This window comes from Vibrio sp. RE88 (genome assembly GCF_013113835.1).
Classification (GTDB): Bacteria; Pseudomonadota; Gammaproteobacteria; order Enterobacterales; family Vibrionaceae; genus Vibrio.
Genome location: NZ_VTYQ01000007.1, coordinates 237,094 through 255,919, shown reverse-complemented (window position 1 = coordinate 255,919; position 18,826 = coordinate 237,094). Strand labels below are relative to the sequence as shown.

Below are 18,826 nucleotides of genomic sequence, written 5' to 3'. Positions count from 1 at the left end.
CATTGTTTTCTAAACGGTGGTGAATATAATAACGCAACTGATAAACGTTATCATTACGAAGTTAAAGGACTGAACCAATGAAAAAAATGCTGACTCTTTCTGCTCTAGCATGTGCAACATTAGCACCAACCGCGATGGCTGCTGAAGAAGTGAACGTCTACTCTTATCGTCAACCTTTCCTAGTTGAACCTATGTTCAACGAGTTCACTAAAGAAACTGGTATCAAAGTAAACGTCAAGTTCGCGAAGAAAGGCCTAGCAGAGAAGCTAGCTCAGGAAGGCGAGTACAGCCCAGCTGACGTGATTCTAACGGTAGACATCAGCCGTCTGTCTGAGTTGACTAAGCAAGGTCTGGTTCAGTCTGTAGAAAGTGACGTTCTTGAGAAGAACATCCCTGCTCAGTACCAAGATACTGACAATGAGTGGTTTGCTCTGACAACTCGTACTCGTAGCGTTTACTCTTCACGTGACCGTGTTGGTAAACTAGGTGATGATTTCACGTACGCTGATCTTGCTAAACCTGAGTTCAAAGGCAAAATCTGTACTCGTAGTGGTAAGCACCCTTACAACGTTTCTCTAGTTTCTTCTATGATTGCTCATAAAGGCGAAGCGGAAACTAAAGAGTGGCTAGAAGGCGTTAAAGCTAACCTAGCGCGTAAACCTCAAGGTAACGACCGTGCACAGGTTAAAGCGATCAAAGAAGGCCTATGTGACGTTTCTCTGGGCAACAGCTACTACCTAGGTAAGATGGTTAACGATAAAGAGCAGAAAGCATGGGCTGATGCTGTTTACATTAACTTCCCTAACCAGAACACAACCGGTACTCACGTAAACATCTCTGGTATGGCAATGGCTAAGTACTCTCCAAACAAAGAGAATGCACTTAAGCTGATGGAATTCCTAGCCGGTGATAAAGCACAAAGCATGTACGCTGAAGTGAACTACGAATACCCAGTGAAAGAAGGCGTTAAGCGTTCTGACCTAGTAGCGTCTTGGGGCGACTTCAAAGCTGATACGATTTCTCTAGATGAAATTGCTGACCACCATGCAGCAGCAATCAAGCTTCTTGATGAAGTGAAGTTCGACCTGTAATCGTTCGACGCTTTATATACACAGCCTCAAGTCGCTCTTTTACAAGGGTAACTTGAGGTTGTTTGTTTATAAGGGTATAACAGACCCTTAAGCGTATTAAAGGTATATGAGATGTATTAGCAAGTGCATTTGAGTGATGTATACCTGTGATTGTTAGGCGATGAAAGAAAATAATTATTTATGGAAAACCAGTAGTGGGACGTTAGCCCTGCTACTGGTTTTGCCGATCTTAGCGATATTCCTTACCTCTATCGGCGAGACGGATGACCTGTTCTCGCATCTGATGTTGACGGTAATGCCAACCTATACCTTTAATACGGTAGTCTTGGCCGCAGGTACGATGGCTTTGTCCCTAGTTTTTGGTATTCCTTCGGCTTGGATTATGGCCATGTGTCGGTTACCCAGCGAGCGGATTCTGCAATGGGCCTTGGTGTTGCCTCTGGCCATGCCGGGCTACATCGTTGGTTACATCTTTACTGATTGGCTCGACTTTGCCGGACCAGTGCAAATCTTGCTGCGTGATTTAACAGGTTGGGGCCCAGGAGATTATTGGTTTCCTGATATCAGAACCTTGACTGGCGCTATCATCGTGCTGGCATTAGTGCTTTACCCTTATGTTTATCTGTTGTGTCGTGCTGCATTTATGGAGCAGAACGTCTCTTTGCTGCAATCAGCGCGCTTGCTGAAATGTTCTCCTTGGGAAAGTTTCCGTCGTATCTCGCTTCCACTTGTTCGCCCTTCAATCGCCGTTGGCCTCTCGCTGGTCGCAATGGAAACCATTGGTGACTTTGGTACGGTGAGCTATTTTGCCGTCAACACGCTGACTACGGCGGTTTACGATACCTGGCTTGGTTATTCAAGCTTGACTGCGGCCGCTAAAATTTCCGCCATTATGTTGGTGTTTGTGATTCTCTTGCTTAGCGCAGAGCGTTACAGCCGCCGCAAACAAAAACTATTCCAGAATCAGTTCAGTAGCCGAGAAGACTTTCGCTACGAGTTAACTGGTTGGAAGAAGTGGCTGGCGCTGACCTGGTGCTGGGGACTGGTCGCGATTGCATTCTTGTTCCCGTTGATGCAACTGGTGATCTACGCTTATAAGTATTTTGCACAGAGCTGGACACCGGAATTCCGAGAGTATGCGCTTAATAGCCTCTACGTTTCGCTATCGGCGGCCGTCATTGGTGTGATTGTCGCGGTCATTGTGAATTTCTATAATCGCTTATCAACCAACCGTCAGGGGCTGGCGTTTATGCGCTTGTCTTCGATGGGGTATGCGGTACCGGGGACAGTGTTGGCGATTGGGGTAATGGTCCCGGTTTTGTTTATGGACCACTTGGTCAATGACATTGCCAAATTTATGCAATGGGGTAGGCCGGGGCTGGTTTTTTCAGGCTCAATGTTTGCACTTATTTTTGCCTTGGTCGTCCGATTCTCTGCGGTTGCAATCGGCAGTATTGAAAGCAGCTTAAATAAGGTTTCGCCCTCTCTGGATATGGCTTCCCGCACTATGGGGTGCAATTCCAATCAGATGTTGTGGCGAGTGCATTTCCCGCTGATTCGCCGTGGTGCCTTGATTGCCGGTTTGTTGGTTTTTATTGAATCAATGAAAGAGCTGAATGCTGCGCTGCTGCTTAGGCCTTTCAACTTTGAAACATTGGCAACCTATGTCTACAACTTTGCCTCTGACGAACAACTCGAATTGGCAGCTCTACCTGCGGTGCTGCTGGTATTAGTCGGATTGATTCCCTTAGTTATGGTTAACCGTTCACTGGAGCATACACACTGATGAGCTGTGCATTATCAATCAATAACTTAACCTGTAAGTACGACGAACAGACAACGGTGCTGGAATCTCTGTCGCTAGAGGTGGAACACGGTGAGATTGTTTGCTTACTAGGCGCGAGTGGCTGCGGGAAGACCACTTTACTTAAAGCGATTGCGGGTTTGCTGCCGCTCAGTTCAGGCTCAATGAGTTTGAACTGTATGACGATTGACGACGGTAAACACTGGCTGCCGCCAGAGCAGCGCAATATAGGCATGATCTTTCAGGATTACGCGCTCTTTCCGCACTTAACGGTTGAGGAAAATGTGGCGTTCGGCCTCAAAATGCTGACTAACGGTGACAGAAAAGCCAAAGTCGCGGAAATGCTTGATCTGGTTCATCTGACTGGATTTGGAGAGCGTTACCCGCATCAGTTGTCCGGTGGACAGCAGCAGCGTGTTGCTATCGCTCGCTCATTGGCGTACAAGCCAGACTTACTGCTGTTAGATGAACCCTTCTCTAACATTGATACTCAGGTTCGCCACGAGTTGATCGCGGAAATCCGCAAGATCTTCAAGAAGCATGGCGTCACGGCGATCTTTGTCACTCATAGTCGGGAAGAGGCGTTTGCCTTTGCCGATAAGATGGCCGTGATGAACCACGGTGTGATTGAACAATACGGCACGGCGAGTGAGCTTTACTATCAGCCTTCGAGCAAATTCGTCGCAGATTTCTTGGGTGGTGGCAGCTATCTGATCGCGAAGCGAGTGTCTGAGTCTGAGTTTGAAACTGAGTTAGGTTTGGTTGAAGCACAAGCTCAGCAAGAAATTCAGCTACAAGCGGAATGTGAGCTGTTGCTTCGTCCACAGCATGTTCAGATCAGTGCGACTGAGGAGAGCAGTGTGACGGTCTTGGAGCAACAGTTTATGGGTGACCATTGCCGTTATGTGATTGATGCCAGCGGTAGCCGATTGTTGGCCAGCTCAGCGGAGCCACTGTCGATAGGTCAGCCTGTCTCGGTCAAAGTTGAAACGCAAGGCGTATTGGCTTTTTAAATAACAAAACACCCAGCAAATCGCTGGGTGTTTGATTTCTAGGCTGCTTAAAGCTGTAAGAATGTTTTGAACTGTTCAACGATGCCTTCTGCGGTCTCCTTGTCCGCCATCTCTGCAAAGATACGCAGAAGAGGCTCGGTACCAGAGAAGCGGGCAATTACCCAGCCGCCATTTTTGAAATAGACTTTAGCGCCATCTTCGTAGCTCACACGTTCAATTTCAAACTCAAACTGTGGTAGTTGCTTCTCGACATATATCTTGTGATGCAGTGCCTGCTTTTGTCCTGCTTTAAAGCTACAATCTCCTTCAGCCGTATAGGCGTAGCCGTATTTGGTATAGATTTCATCAAGCAGCTCAGAAAGCTTTTTGCCTGTCACTGAAATCATCTCAACCAGCAGACTGGAAGCAAACACGCCATCTTTACCCTTGATATGGCCGCGAATGGTCAAACCGCCCGAGCTTTCCCCACCGATCAACGAATCGTCGGCTTCCATTTGCGAGCTGATGTGCTTAAAGCCGACGGGTACTTCAAAGCTTTTCTCACCGTGGTCTGCTGCTATTTTGTCGAGGATATGAGTGGTCGCAATGTTACGAACTACGGAGCCAGACCAGCCTTTGTACTCAAGCAAGTAGTAGTAAAGCAGGATCAGCACTTCATTAGGGTGAATGAAGTGGCCTTTTTCGTCGATGATGCCGAGACGATCAGCATCGCCATCGGTGCCAATACCAATGTCGTAACCCTGCTCTGCAACAAGATGCTTTAGACGATATAACGTGGCAGCGCTGGGAGAGGGCATCAAGCCGCCAAAGTCGGGGTTTTTGCCATCGTTAATCACATCGACGTCACAGCGGCCATTGATTAATACTGTTTGCAGCGCGTTTTTAGCAACCCCAAACATAGGATCAATCAATACGCGTAAATTGGCTTTTTTGATCGCTTCTATGTCGATAAAGTCGATGATCGAGTCAACGAATTCGTTCATTGGGTTAATGATCGTAATCAGTTTATCTTCAACCGCCTGATCAAACTCTACGCTTTGCACTTTATCGCCAGTTAAAGCTGCAATTTGAGTTTCGATCTTTTCAGTGATTATCTCATCCGCATCACGGCCCCCTTCAATAAAGACTTTAATGCCGTTGTAATCTGCTGGGTTGTGGGACGCGGTAATGCATGCCGAGTAGGCACAGCCCATCGCTTTGGCTTTAAACATCACAATTGGAGTCGGAACAAATTTGTCGATGAAGCTGACGGGAATATTGTTAGCGGCAAGCACCTCGGCGAACCAGCGACCCGCTTTGTCAGATAAAAAACGACGGTCGTAACCAATAATGAACCCTTTGTCGGCGACTTTCTCATGGTTGATGATGTTTGCCAGCGCTTGGGCAACCAAGCGAACATTATCTTTGGTAAATTCTTCACCGATAAATGCGCGCCAGCCACCAGTACCAAACTTAATCATTGCTTTAATCCTTTATTCAACAAAAGAGCCTCTGCGAGATAGGCTCATTGGGTGGTTAACCAAGTACAACGACGACGTCGTTTACGCTGCCTTTTGGCTGTACGGGGATCGCGGAGCCAGACACTGCTTCTCCATTGACTAGGATCGATTTGACCCCTTTGCTCACTGAGTCTGGGTTTTCTACTTTGATGTTGTACGTTGCCTCTAGCCATTGACGAGTCACTTCGAAACCCGGCCAGTTGGTTGGGATACACGGATCAATCGTCAGTCCATCGAAACCTGTGCGTACACCAAGGATAAAATTGGTTACTGCGAAGTAAGCCCAACCCGATGTGCCAGTTAGCCATGGGTGATTCGCACGCCCGTGATCTTGGTGGTCACGACCCATGATGAACTGTACGTAGGAGTAAGGTTCTGCAATCCGTTTTTCGATGATGTCGTTTTGGTTGTATGGGTTGAGTGCATCGTAGAATTTCATTGCACGGTCACCACGACCTAATTTCGCTTCTGCGACCCAAGCCCACGGGTTTGGGTGTGAGAAGATAGCGCCGTTTTCTTTCACGCCTTGATAAACGCGTGTAACAAAGCCGATGTCATCGTTAGGTGTGGCGAAAGACGGTGAGTTGAGGTGTAAGCCGTATTCAGAGAACAGGTTCTCATCTACGGCATCCATTGCTTTCTCACCGCGCTCTTGAGATACCGCGCCAGAGAGTACAGCTAGTGTGTTTGACTCAAGGTGGACACGACCTTCCGCTTGTTGCGCTGTACCGATTTTGTCGCCGCTCTTGGTGAGACCTCGGATGTACCAACCGCCTTCGTCATCCCAAAGGTGTGCTTCACACGCTTCGCGGACATTTGCCGCCATTTCGGTGTATTTCTCAACGTCAGCGTCTTTACCTAGGTACTTGGCTAGGTCGATGAACTCTTGCAGAGCCCAGAAATGGAGGAACGACACCATTGAAGATTCGCCACCGCCTAGGTTTAGACAGTCGTTCCAGTCTGCGCGTAAGCCTTTACAGATGCCGGTTTGACCCACGTACTCTGCAGAGAAGTCTAATGCTGCTTTCATGTGGTCATAAACGCTTGCATCGCCACCATCTGCGTAAGGGATCGTTTCGTCGAAGAAGCTGTGTTCGCCGGTTTCCATTACGTACTTACAGATGGTTGGCACTAACCATAGGTGGTCATCCGAACACGTGTCTTCAATGCCGTGGATCTTGTCTTCGTCGGATGGCGTAGGAACAACCGTTGGTGACTTAGACGGTTTCACGTCTGCTTTCTCTGGATCGAACCAGTCTGGATCGAATAGGTGCAGGCCATAACCCGCTTTCACCTGGCCGCGCAGTAGATCAACGATACGCTTGCGTGTCATTGCTGGGTTGGCATGAGGGACTGAAATTGCGTCTTGTGCGGTATCGCGGTAACCAAGGCCAGTACGACCACCCACTTCGATGAAGGATGCAAAACGAGACCATACGATACAGGTTTCAGCTTGGTATAGTGTCCATGCATTGATCATGGTATCTAGACCTTCGTTTGGCGATTTCACTTGGAACTTGCCACAACGCTCATCCCAGTGGGCTTTGATACCAGCGAAGGCGTTGTCGACTTCTGCTAGGTCTTGGTACTTAGCACGCAGGCGCTCACCATTGCCTTTGCCGATACCTAGAATGTAAGCAAAGCGAACTTCTTCACCCGGTTGGATGGTGAATTGCTTGTGCAGAGAACCACAGTGGTTATAACAAGTCTGGGCCGTGTTGGAGCATTGGCCTATTTCGACGGCGATTGGGTTAGCTTCGTCGCGGTAAAGACCTAGGAAGCTGTCACGCTGACCATCGTAAGAATCTGGAGAAAACGTCGAAGCAAGGTAGTAGAAACCTTCGAAGTCGTTGGTGTTGTAGTACAGGTCGTATTCAATTACGCCTTCATTGTAAGTCGTACCTGCGGAGTACAGAGACATCTGATGGTTTTGGTTATCAGATTGGATATGGCTGAAAGAGAATTCAACAAAAGAGAAAGCGCTGATGGTACGTGGTTTGTCAGAGGTGTTCTTGATCACCACATCCCAAATTTCCGCGTCTTCGCCTTTAGGGACGAAGAGTGTTTTCGTCGCGGTAATGCCGCTGTATTCACACTTGAACTTAGAGTATGACAAGCCATGACGGACTTCGTAGTTTGCTTCATCTAGGCTTTTGGCCACTGGTTGCCATGAGATTGACCAGTAATCCCCTGTCTGATCATCACGCAGATAAACGTAATGTCCTGGGCGATCGAAGGTCGCATTCGGGCGGAATTTAGTAACACGGTTGTATTCTGGCGAGTTGTAGAACGAATAGCCCCCCGCATTGTGCGAGATAACCGTACAGAACTTCTCAGTGCCTAGGTAGTTTGTCCATGGCGCAGGTACGTCAGGGCGAGTGATGACGTATTCACGATTCTCGTTATCGAAATAGCCGTATTTCATGTTTTATTCCTTTTCCTACAGCCACTGAGACAGCGGCCTAATGTATTTGCTAGAGAAAACTGCTAAGGGCTATGGCCGTCAGCAAAAGTTACTTCCAAGGGTTGCGATAATTGATGCCTTGTTTATCGAGTAAAGATAAGTGGCCTTTCAGCCTTGCTTGATAGTCGTGCCAGTCGCGATGTTGTTTCATTGTCCAGCAAGCTTCAGCTATTGCTGTTAGGCGAGGGAACACCATGTAGTCCAGCCGTTGCTGGTGGGAGACAAGTTCGCACCATAGAGCGCACTGAATACCGAGAATACGTTTACGGATTGGGTCTTCTTCTGGAACATCGGCCAGAGGTTCATAGCGATACGCGCTTTCGAGAGGAATGACATTCGCCCAGTCGACGCCTGGTTCCTCCGGGGAATAATCCTGTGCCATATCCAGATAGGTGGATTGGGCCGGTTGTAGGACAACATCGAAACCTTGTTTGGCGCACTTGAGGGCTGCCTCTTCACTCAACCAAGAATAAATCACGGTATCTTTGCTGACTTTATCTCCGTGCTGAGCTTCTTCCCAGCCGACCATGCGCTTGCCCAAAGAGCGTAATTTTTGCTCGGCATATCGCAGCAGGTGCCCCTGAAGTTCTTTGGTATTCTGGTAACCTTCAGATTCCATCAATGCTTGGCAATTTGCGCTCTGAAGCCAAACGCCATCAGGCACTTCATCTGCACCGATATGAACCCAAGGGGCTGGAAATAGACTGGCGACCTCTTCAAGCACTTTATCGAGAAACTCATAAGTCCCCGGTATTGCAGGAGAGAGAACATTGTCGGTGTAATGCTGAATACTGCGATATTCCGATTTGTCGCTCGGGTCGAGAAGCAATTCAGGAAGGGCTTTAATCGCTGCTCGGCAGTGACCCGGAATATCAATTTCAGGAATCACGGTAATGCCTCGCTTTTGAGCATAAGCAATCACTTCTCTTACCTGATGCTGAGAATAATACCCGCCATATACTGGCGAAAGATGACTAAACTGCGGCTTGAGTTTCGATTCTCTTCCCCGAAATGCCCCTACTTGCGTGAGCTGAGGAAAAGCGTTGATCTCCAGTCTCCAGCCTTCATCATCGGTTAAATGCCAGTGAAAAGTATTGAACTTGTAGTGAGCGAGTTGGTTAATTAACCGTTTGATATCGTCGATTGAATGGAAATGGCGAGCGCAGTCGAGCATCATGCCTCGGTATTTAAAGCGAGGCTTATCCACTACCTTGACATAAGGTACTGATAACTGGTCGTTACCTTGTGTTATAAGTTGCATTAACGTGGCACTGGCATGTACGAAACCTGCTGCCGATGCCGATTCAATCCTGACACCTGTAGCGGATACGATAAGCTGATACTGACTTTCATCCAGCGTTGGATTATTGCGAAACAGGATTTCGCTTTGACCAATGGCCTTGGCCTGATAGCCGAATAGATTGGTCAGCTCTTCCTCCAGCCAAGTCGCGGCTTTTTCGGCTTGCGCAGTTTGCAGGGTAATCTGGCTGGTGGTCGATAAATGAAAGCTACCACCCTGATAACTGATCTGGTTGGGTGCCGGGATCATTGAGTGCTCCGCAGCAGGTATCGGGTCAAGTTGGGTGCGCTCTTGATAGGGGGAGGCGAGAGCAATAGGCGTCAACGTCACAGCTAACTCACTGGCACCATTGTCACTGACAATCAAAGCATCTTTGAGGCCGTCAGTGTAAAAGCGCAATGGCGCTGTATTGATGCTAAATTCGCAGTAATAATGCTGATTTGCGTCGAGTGTGTGGCTATCCGGAGTAACAACGCAAAAGCTGCCTGTTTGTTTGATCGAACCATGACTAAAGCTATCAGGAAGGATGTAGCGGTCAATGATGAACTGCAAATGCCAATTGTTTAGTGCTTGATCCGACAGATTGTGTAGCGTCAGACCAAATCGACAGTATTGCTTATGCTCTGACAGAACGGTGAGGTCAATACGATAACTCATGGTATCCCCTTTAATACAGGTTATGCTCTGGTTTGCCAGCCAACATTAATGCCCCTTCAATGGCATCAAACTGGGGTTCAACAATCCACTGTTGAACGGGAGGCGAAAGCCAGTCATGCATACGTTCTGCTATGCTGCCCATTAGGCAGATTCGGTTGGCACCTTTTTTATGTAAGGCGAGAATGAACATTTCAATGTCGGCTGCAGTTTGCTGAAGCAACGAGATAGCTAATGAATCGGCTTGGGCCGCATGGCGAAAAATCATTGGCGAAAACTGGCCATAGTCACGGGGTAAGGCGTTTTTCGACCAACTAACAATTTGGTCGACATCGTTGGAGAAGTGGGTCATAACTTCTTGGCATAAAGGTGTTTTTTCACCAATACCATCTTCAGCAAGGAGCACTTTTTGAATCAGTGTCAGGCCCATCACGGCGCCACCGCCTTGATCGGAAATAGGAAACTCTCGTCCCCCTACAACATGCTGCTCATTGCCGGACAAATAAATGCCACAAGATCCTGTTCCAGCAATCATGATCGCGCCACTGTCGCCATTGTGTGCGCCTAAGCAAGCCCCATAAGCATCGGTATTGAGTACGATGGAAGCGAAAGGATGAGCTTGAGCCATAAACTCCTGCCAAGCAGATTTTTGTTCTGCACCAGCCAAAGCCAATCCTAAATGCATGTGTTTTAGCTGAGATGAGTCGAGTCCGGCTTCTTGTGCAGCGATTGTGACCGCGTCGACAATCGACTGAAGTGCCACATCGACCCCTAAAAGAATATTGGCGCTGCCACTTTTACCTTCTCCAAGTCGCTTACCGTGTTGATCCCTGATGCGTGCTCGGCAAGATGTACCTCCACCATCAATTCCGACAAAATACTGAGTCATGTTACTGCTCCTCTACGCGACTGAAATGAGCTTGCTGAGCCATGATGGCAAGTAAGTACCACGCACTATGAGGAATCCATTGCTCGCCCCAGCGCCAGTTTTGTAGCATGTCGTCCTTTTGTCCGACCGGGTTAAATGCAATATCCTCTGAATCCTCGAACCCTGCCGTTATGCCGTTACAAATCCCTCCTTTGGCATTAAAAAATCCAAGGTGTGGTAAGTAGTCAGGGTTGTTGCGTCCGTGCCCATCTAACATGCACATGTCATACGGGTTGAGGCCGAGAATCCAATTGAGAGCATTTTGGGAAAACTGGTTGAGCTTATGTTTTTGCTCGGCGTCGCATAGATGTGGCTGAGCGAGGTACGCCATCACGGACAATGACGCTAAACGGGCATTTTCTCCCTGCCACCAATAGCCACTCTCATTATCCTGAGCGATGAAGAAAGCGTCTTGTTTTGCTTGGTTGACGCCTTTTACATACTGACGCGGGTAGCCAAAAGGGTTGGCGACTTTAGTGGAGATCGACAGCTCAAATTGACAGGCATGTGTGATGGTGTCGACTGTTGATTGGCGTCGTTGTGGATCATCTTCGATCTCTAAATACAGGCACAGAGCAATGACAGGTAATCCGGCCTCCGCCGCATGATAATAAGGGCGTGAGCCATCGTTATTCGCTGACCAGAACTTCTGGATAAGTTCATCCGACTGCTGTCGCTGCGTTAAACGTGCCGCCCAGTATCGGCTTTCTTCAAGATAGAAATGCCTTTGTGTCGTTTTGTACAGTTCAGCGCAGGCCATCAGTGCGCAATACTCATCAATGATGTTTTCTTTGCCATCATTGAGGTAGTGGCAATTGAGTTCTTTCAGGTGGTGGTAACCGGACTCAGCAGCATCAAGGTGTTGCTGAGTGGTAAATTCGCCATGGGTATCCAAACGTGCTGCTGCCGCTAATGCTGCGATGGTTATCCCACCGCCTTGACGAAAACCGGCCTGAAAGTCGTCTGATTTGTGGCCGTCTTGCGTTGCGTAAGAGCATATCTCACGTTGCTCTGGGTCTTTCGACCACTTATCAAATACAGTGGTATAGAAAAATCCGGACTCGTGCTGCATCCGAACTAGAAAGTCGGCACCGAATAAAGCCTCTTCTTTGAGACGTAACTGCGTAAATGCTGCCAGCTTTGAGCTGGTCTCACATAGCTCAAGACCTTTGAGTATATTCCACACCACCATTGGAACTTGTTGTGGGTTCAAGTAGTTGGCATAAGAGAGGTGACTTAAATATTTGCTGACATCACCAGAGGCATCGTACCATCCGCCACGGACGTCGACAGTTTGACTGCTGTTTAATAGCGGTATGTTTTGATCCTGACGATCATAGATGCCGCTGCTGCGTTGGGATTTAAAATAGTGCAGTACGTCTGAAAGCGTGGAGGTGAAGAGCAGATCTTGATCGATCAAAAAAATAGAGGACTGACAACTATTGTATTTGAGGTAGTAGCGCCCTAGTGTTTTCACGTTGGAAAAATCAATGCGAAAAAAATATCCCTGGTGCCAATTTGCGACTCGAGTGCCAGTCTCGACATCCAGTGACGCAACAGTCTGATGACTATCTGCACACACCAAAAGGGCAGTGGAAGATGGTAGGTTGGGTACATCTGCCATCAGAATAGCCTGTTTTGGTCCCAGGGATTCATAACCAATATGGTTAGTAAGTAGCAGCATTAAAATCTCCGAGTGAATCTGATGAGCCAGCTTCTTAGGCTGGCTTCAATATGGTTTTAGCTTTGATATAGGTAACAACGCACAAAGTGGTTGTCTGATAGTTGAGTGACTTCTGGCAACTGTTCACGACATTGGTTAGTTGCATGCTGACAGCGTCCAGCAAACGGACAGCCTAAGGAATTGGGTGTCCAAAGAGGGATCTCACCTTTATTGCCTTTTAGTTGCTCATGGATCGATTTGCTTGGATCCGGTACAGCGGAAACCAGTAATTGAGTGTATGGATGTTGAGGGTTGTGAATGATCTCTTCTGTATCTCCCCACTCGACCATATGACCGACGTACATTACGGCAAGGTCTTCAGCGATGTAGCGCGCAGTTGCGATGTCATGAGTGATGTAGAGCAGTGACATCTGCTTTTCAAATTTCATCTCTTCCATCAGGTTGAGCACGCCCGCGCGAATCGAGACATCCAACATGGATGTCGGTTCATCAGCGAGCACGACCTCAGCACCCACGGCAATATTGCGCGCTAGGTTGACCCTTTGGCGTTGGCCGCCAGAAAGTTGGTGCGGGAATTTTTGCGCGGTTTCCTTAGGAGGAATGAGTCCCACTTGTTCAAGTAAGTCGTAGACACGCTCTTCCAATTCCTTTTTATTCCCCGGTTTGACCTTTTTATGGATCAGTAATGGGCGGGCAATATGATGGAAAATATTATGGGTTGGGTTTAGAGATCCAAATGGGTCTTGCCAGACCATTTGCACGCCTTCGCGATAGGCCATCAGATCAGAACGAGAGCCAATGGTCTGGATATCACGTCCTTTGTATTCAATGGTACCGCTGGTTGGGGCATACATCTTGGCGATCATCTTGGCGGTAGTCGATTTGCCTGAGCCTGACTCGCCAACCACTGACAAGCCTCGGCTTTTGTACATTTTAAAAGATACGTCGTTTATCGCGCGCATCATGGGTTGTTGCAGCGCATTACTGTTAATCGGGAAGTCTTTAACTAGATTTTTCCCTTCCACCAGTAGTTCACCAAATTCTTTGCTCATCATTGTCTCCAGTAATCGTTATGTTTTTGTCTTCCAGCGCTAGAGTTTGGCTTGGGCTATTGGCTCACCATATAGGTGGCAGTTTGAGAAACGACTTGGCTCTATTTGTTTCAGTTGAGTTGGTATCTTGGTACAGGCTTCGTGGACACGATCGCATCGTGCTTGGAATCGACAACCTTGTGGAATTTCCAGCAGGTTGAGTGGGTTGCCAGGGATACCGGTCAACTTCGTTTTTGGACCAGTGAGTGGAGGGAAAGAGCTTCCCAGCCCTTTGGTGTACGGGTGGTAAGGGCTTTCTAAAATTTGCTTCGATGGCGCCACTTCGATCAACTCACCGGAGTACATAATGCCGATGCGATCTGAGAATTCGACCATCAGTGAAAGATCATGGGTAATGAACAAAATAGAGAAACCAAATTCTTCTTTCAGAGCGTAGATCTTCTGAAGAATCTCGCGTTGTACCACAACATCTAAAGCAGTGGTTGGCTCGTCCATAATGATCATTTTAGGATTCAGTGCGAGGGCAATGGCGATGACCAAGCGCTGGCGCATACCGCCAGAGAACTGGTGAGGGTAGTCAGTCAAACGGCTCGGATGAATGTCTACGATCTCCAGTAACCCTTCTGCGCGTTTACGTGCTTGCTCACGCGTCATGTTGGTATGACGCATAATCACGTCGCAAAATTGCTCTTCCATTGGCAACACTGGGTTCAGCGCATTCATCGCACTCTGAAACACCATGGACATCTCACTCCAGCGAAAGGCTTGCATTCTTTCATCGCTGTAATTGAGGATGTTCTCGCCATTGAAGATGACTTCGCCACCGGTAATAAATGCTGGCGGCTTGTGCAGTCGCATTAACGAGAACGCGACCGTTGATTTTCCGCAGCCTGATTCGCCCGCTAAGCCAAAGACTTCACCGGGAGCGATATCAAAGCTGACATTGTTGCAGGCGCGAACGTCGCCTGCTGCTGTGATGTAATCAACACATAAGTTACGGATAGAAATGAGTGGTGCTGTCATGATTATTTATCTCCGCTCCAAAGTGCATTTTGTGGTGCCAGTTCTGGCTCACGTTCTTTTTTGTCTTGCTGGGCTAGCTTTTTCCAACGCTTCATCCCTTTGTGCGAGCGCAGCTGCGGGTTAGCAATTTCGTCTACAGCGAAGTTAAGTAATGCCAATCCAGTAACGAGTAGGATAAGGGCCGCACATGGTGCAAACAGTTCCCACCAAGCGCCAATTAGCATTGAGGAGGAGGTTTGAACGTTATAGAGCATGATGCCCCAGCTGACGGTGTTAGGGTCACCTAATCCTAGGAAGGAAATCGTCGCTTCCATCATGATGGCGTACATCACTGAACCAATGAAACTTGCGCCCACAATTGGGATTAGGTTAGGTAGGATCTCGACAAAGATGATGCGCCAAGACGATTCTCCGAGTACTTCTGCGGCTTTAACGAACTCTTTCTCACGTAGAGCTAGAGTTTGTGAACGAATTACCCGAGCGCCCCAGGCCCAGGCAGTCAGGCCAATGATCAACGCGATGGTTAATGGCCCGGCTTCGCCAATGAAAGCGGCTAGTACGAATAGTAAAGGGTACTGTGGAATGACCAGCATGATATTCATAGCTGCAGTTAAAAAGTCATCGACACGACCACCGAAGTAACCTGCGGAAATACCGATCACAGTCGCAAGGAAACACACGGTAATACCGGCACCAAAACCTACGGCAAGTGATACTCGGGCACCATGGACAAATTGCGACCAGACATCGCGTCCCATACGGGTGGTGCCAAGTGTGTGATCGGCTTTTTTCGACATCAACAGCGTTCGGCGGTCTGTCGCCAGGTTTTCTGCCACCCAACCGTCTGGGTTGGCTTGGGCTGATTTCACAATGAACGCTGGGTACTCGTGTGGATTACCTGTACGCTTGTCCGGTGCGTGTTTAGTGAGCAGAGGTGCTGCAAGTGCAATAAACAAGAAGATGCCGATGATAATGCTACCAATCAAAGCGATTGGATTACCGATAATGAGTTTGATGAATCCCTTCATGATTATTTGCCTCCCTTACGTAGGCGAGGGTCAAGCACGACATAAAGCATGTCAGCCAATAAGTTAAAGAACAGCATGAATAGCGTCATGATCAGCAGCTGGCCCTGAAGAACTTGATAGTCACGAGCTTTAATTGCATTGAAAAGTACTGAGCCTAAACCTGGGTAGTTGAAGATGATTTCGATGATCAACTGACCACCAATCGCCATACCTAGCGCCATGGATAAGGCGGTTACACTAGGTAGCAAGGCATTTCGTGCTGCGTAATTGAAGACCACACGGTTTTCACTTAATCCCTTACCCTTGGCCATTGTGATGTAGTCTTCCGCGAGTAGGTTGATCATGTTGTTACGCATGTTGACAAGGAAACCACCGATCTGAACTACAGACGCACAGAAAAGAGGTAGGACTGCGTGATAAGCCACATCTTTAATGAATGCCCAGCTCGTCCAATCTGGAGATGTGCCTGCGGTATAAGCGTAGCCAGTAGGGAACCACTTTAAGCCAATTGCGAAAATGAACATCGCAATCATGGCAATAACGACTTGCGGCACGGCTTGGATGATGAGCATGCCCGGTGTAATGAATGCGTCGTATTTGCTACCGCGCTTCCAAGCTGCGTAGATACCTAGAATAGAGCCGATCGAGAAAGATAGGATGACCGCTGTGCCCGCAAGGAACAGTGACCAACCAAAGGCACTGCCTAGCAAGTCATTAACAGCGAGTGGGTAAAACTGGATTGAGGTGCCCAGTTCCCAACTGAGTATATTCTTCATGTAGGCGATGTACTGGACAAAGAGTCCACCATCGACAAAGCCCAGTAGTTCTTTCATGGCGGCAATGCGCTCAGGCGTCACCTGGACAGATGCGTTAGCAAACATCATGGTGACCGGATCACCCGGCATTGCACGCGGAATAATAAAATTAAGTGTCGCGGCAACTAAAAGTGCGACAAAGTAAAATGACAAACGTCTTAAAAAATAACCCATAACTTACACCTTACTCACCCAGATTTTCCCTGTTTCTGGTTTCAGGTCGCTCCTAGCGAAAGTCAAAATTGAGAGCGAACAATCCCCTGACGACTGGCGCCACACTTTAATAGGTCAAAGCTTTTGGGGATAAAGCGGCGTACGGAATGTACGCCGCATAGATAGAACGCTTACTTAACTGGTTTTAGGTCCAGCACGTGAAGTAGACGCTCAGGGATACCAGCCCAAATGTTTGGACGGCCCTTCGGATTTTCTTCATTCCACCAACCAGTGAAGCGAGTTGTGTTGTATTGATACATGTAAGCACCAGACATCACAGGTACAGTCACTTGATCTGCGGCAATGATTTGCTGGATGCCGTGAGCAATTTCTAGCTGCTCGTTTTTATCAGCTGTTTTGTAGAAGCTGTTAAGTAGGCCATCTAGCTGGTCATTTTTGTAGAAGTGCATGGCAAAGCGAGGCATGCCATCACCAGATTGCAATGCTGAGTTGTAAGCACTGTTCCAGTAAGTGTATGGATCCGCACCATGGAAGTAGTTGGTGTACGAGACGTCGTAGCTGCCTTCCAGCATTGCTTGGTTATACACAGAGAAATCTGGTGTACGAGCTTTGGCTTTGATGCCCACTTCAGCGAGCTGTTCTACCGCTAGCTGAACTGTATTGTTGAAGTCTGTCCAACCGTTTGGTGATTGAATCAGAAGCTCAAATGATTTACCTGATGGCGTGTCTACAAAGCCATCTTTATTGACATCTTTGAAGCCCGCTTTGTTTAGCAGCTCTTTTGCACCTTCAACATTGTAGGTGTTGTACGCTTTGTACTTATTGTGAACATCTTCGTCAGACCAAGCTTCAAATGCGTAGCCAAGACCTGAAGCAAAGTCGTTCACTGTACCGCCACCGTAGTAAGCAATATCAATGATGGTTTGACGATCCAGTGCCATAGAGAACGCGCGACGGAAATCAACATTGTTCAACGCTTCATGCTTAGCGGCATCTGGGTTCTTGAAGTTGATGACGAATGCCTGAGTACCCGCTGGCGGATACCAGTATTGGTGGCTAGGGCTTGAAGCTGCATATGTACGGTCAATATCTGGAATGAAAGATGACGTCCAATCCATTTCGCCGTTAACCACTTTACCTAGGAACTGATCGTTGTTCGCGATTTGAGGCACACGAAGACAATCTACTTCTAAGTTGTCTGCATCCCAGTAGTTCGGGTTACGACACTGAATGTACAGTTGCGCTGTAAAGGTATCGATTTCAGTGAACGGGCCGGAACCTACAGGGTTTTCGTTAGTGAAGGTCGCTGGGTTTTTAACATCCTTCCAAATATGCTCAGGAACAACTGGCACCTTAGCAATTTCGTAAGGTACGTTAGAGTTCGCTTCCGTTAGGCGGAATTTGACTTGGTAGTCGTTCAGTTTTTCAACACCAGCCACCCAAGAGTTGATACCACTTTGGTCCAGTTCTGGCTTCTCTTTTACTAGGTTAAAAGAGTAAACAACGTCGTTAGCATCAAAGGTTTCGCCATCTGACCATTTCACGCCTTTACGAATATCGAAAGTAACGCTCATTAGGTCATCAGACATTTTGAAGCTTTCAGCCAAACGGAATACAGGAGTGTTACCATGCATTTCGTTAAACACAACAAGAGGCTCGTATAAGAAGTCTGTTGTTGTGTGAAGGTTAGTGGCACCTAAATACGGGTTAAAGTTACGTACAAAAGTGGTGAATTCTTTAGGGTGTACTGTTAGTTCACTGCGTTCAGCGGCGGTAGCGACAGAAGTAAATCCTGTTGTCGCTGCAGCAATAATTGCTGTTGCTAGTGTTGTTCTTTTAATGTTGGCAAGCATAGCTGTTCCTTACTATTTGCTTTCATTTCACTTATGGAATTGAATGTCATCAACTGATAGACACTCCCTAAAACCTACCTCAAGTATTATTTCACCATGCCGGAGGAGCAGGGAAATTGAGTGGCCTGTAGGCCTTAGGCAAGTTAAGAAAACACCTTTACGTTAAATTTGGCAATTGCCTATCTCGTCAAAAACGTTAAAAAGTACCTTATTGACGTCAATAACGTTAATTAGCCCCTTTTTTAATCAACAATCGAGCTATTCCTAAATTTGAACTCACTCGCACTACCATAGCTATGACTTATTGTTTGTTAGTGTTTACTTACCTTGCTGCTCATTTATATTAGTGGCATGTAGAAGCTGCTAGCTATATGAGATCATTGTCACTAGTCTTTATCAAGGTTATTTTCTTGCGGAAAATTAATTCTGCCGTCTTGTTGTGAT

Annotated in this window: 13 protein-coding genes; 3 read left to right on the top strand and 10 right to left on the bottom strand. The window is 47.6% G+C overall.

Features of this window, described 5'->3' with window-relative positions; translation table 11 throughout:
* The first annotated feature begins 77 nt into the window (after positions 1-77).
* From F0265_RS17725 to F0265_RS17715, 3 genes are all read left to right on the top strand, one after another.
* Entirely contained in the window at positions 78-1,091 is a 1,014-nt protein-coding gene (locus tag F0265_RS17725) for a Fe(3+) ABC transporter substrate-binding protein (RefSeq protein WP_171749878.1), read from the top strand.
* Between the two features lie 160 nt (positions 1,092-1,251).
* Entirely contained in the window at positions 1,252-2,877 is a 1,626-nt protein-coding gene (locus F0265_RS17720; protein ID WP_171749877.1) for an iron ABC transporter permease, read from the top strand.
* Entirely contained in the window at positions 2,877-3,908 is a 1,032-nt protein-coding gene (locus tag F0265_RS17715; protein WP_171749876.1) for an ABC transporter ATP-binding protein, read from the top strand. The genes F0265_RS17720 and F0265_RS17715 overlap by 1 nt, the downstream gene beginning before the upstream one ends.
* 47 nt (positions 3,909-3,955) lie before the next feature.
* Here the strand turns inward: F0265_RS17715 and F0265_RS17710 are convergent, their stop codons facing one another.
* From F0265_RS17710 to F0265_RS17665, 10 genes are all read right to left on the bottom strand, one after another.
* On the bottom strand, positions 3,956-5,368 hold the full coding sequence (locus F0265_RS17710; RefSeq protein WP_064488025.1) for a phosphoglucomutase/phosphomannomutase family protein: 1,413 nt from the start codon (positions 5,366-5,368) through the stop codon (positions 3,956-3,958).
* Between the two features lie 55 nt (positions 5,369-5,423).
* Positions 5,424-7,832 (bottom strand): N,N'-diacetylchitobiose phosphorylase, encoded by a 2,409-nt coding sequence (locus F0265_RS17705; RefSeq protein WP_171749875.1) that lies wholly within the window; start codon positions 7,830-7,832, stop codon positions 5,424-5,426.
* An 88-nt stretch (positions 7,833-7,920) separates the two neighbouring features.
* Entirely contained in the window at positions 7,921-9,828 is a 1,908-nt protein-coding gene (locus F0265_RS17700) for a family 20 glycosylhydrolase (RefSeq protein ID WP_171749874.1), read from the bottom strand.
* Positions 9,829-9,838: 10 nt separating this feature from the next.
* Complete coding sequence (locus F0265_RS17695; protein ID WP_171749873.1) at positions 9,839-10,714, bottom strand: N-acetylglucosamine kinase; 876 nt, start codon at positions 10,712-10,714, stop codon at positions 9,839-9,841.
* Position 10,715: 1 nt separating this feature from the next.
* Positions 10,716-12,437 (bottom strand): glycoside hydrolase family 9 protein, encoded by a 1,722-nt coding sequence (locus tag F0265_RS17690; RefSeq protein ID WP_171749872.1) that lies wholly within the window; start codon positions 12,435-12,437, stop codon positions 10,716-10,718.
* Between the two features lie 56 nt (positions 12,438-12,493).
* Entirely contained in the window at positions 12,494-13,489 is a 996-nt protein-coding gene (locus F0265_RS17685) for an ABC transporter ATP-binding protein (protein WP_019276911.1), read from the bottom strand.
* Between the two features lie 39 nt (positions 13,490-13,528).
* Complete coding sequence (locus F0265_RS17680) at positions 13,529-14,512, bottom strand: ABC transporter ATP-binding protein (RefSeq protein ID WP_019276910.1); 984 nt, start codon at positions 14,510-14,512, stop codon at positions 13,529-13,531.
* Between the two features lie 2 nt (positions 14,513-14,514).
* Positions 14,515-15,540 carry an ABC transporter permease gene (locus tag F0265_RS17675; RefSeq protein ID WP_006958094.1) on the bottom strand — a complete coding sequence of 342 codons (1,026 nt, stop codon included), beginning with the start codon at positions 15,538-15,540 and terminating at the stop codon, positions 14,515-14,517.
* A 2-nt stretch (positions 15,541-15,542) separates the two neighbouring features.
* Complete coding sequence (locus F0265_RS17670) at positions 15,543-16,529, bottom strand: ABC transporter permease (protein ID WP_006958093.1); 987 nt, start codon at positions 16,527-16,529, stop codon at positions 15,543-15,545.
* Positions 16,530-16,699: 170 nt separating this feature from the next.
* Complete coding sequence (locus tag F0265_RS17665; RefSeq protein ID WP_006958092.1) at positions 16,700-18,382, bottom strand: ABC transporter substrate-binding protein; 1,683 nt, start codon at positions 18,380-18,382, stop codon at positions 16,700-16,702.
* Between the last annotated feature and the right edge of the window lie 444 nt (positions 18,383-18,826).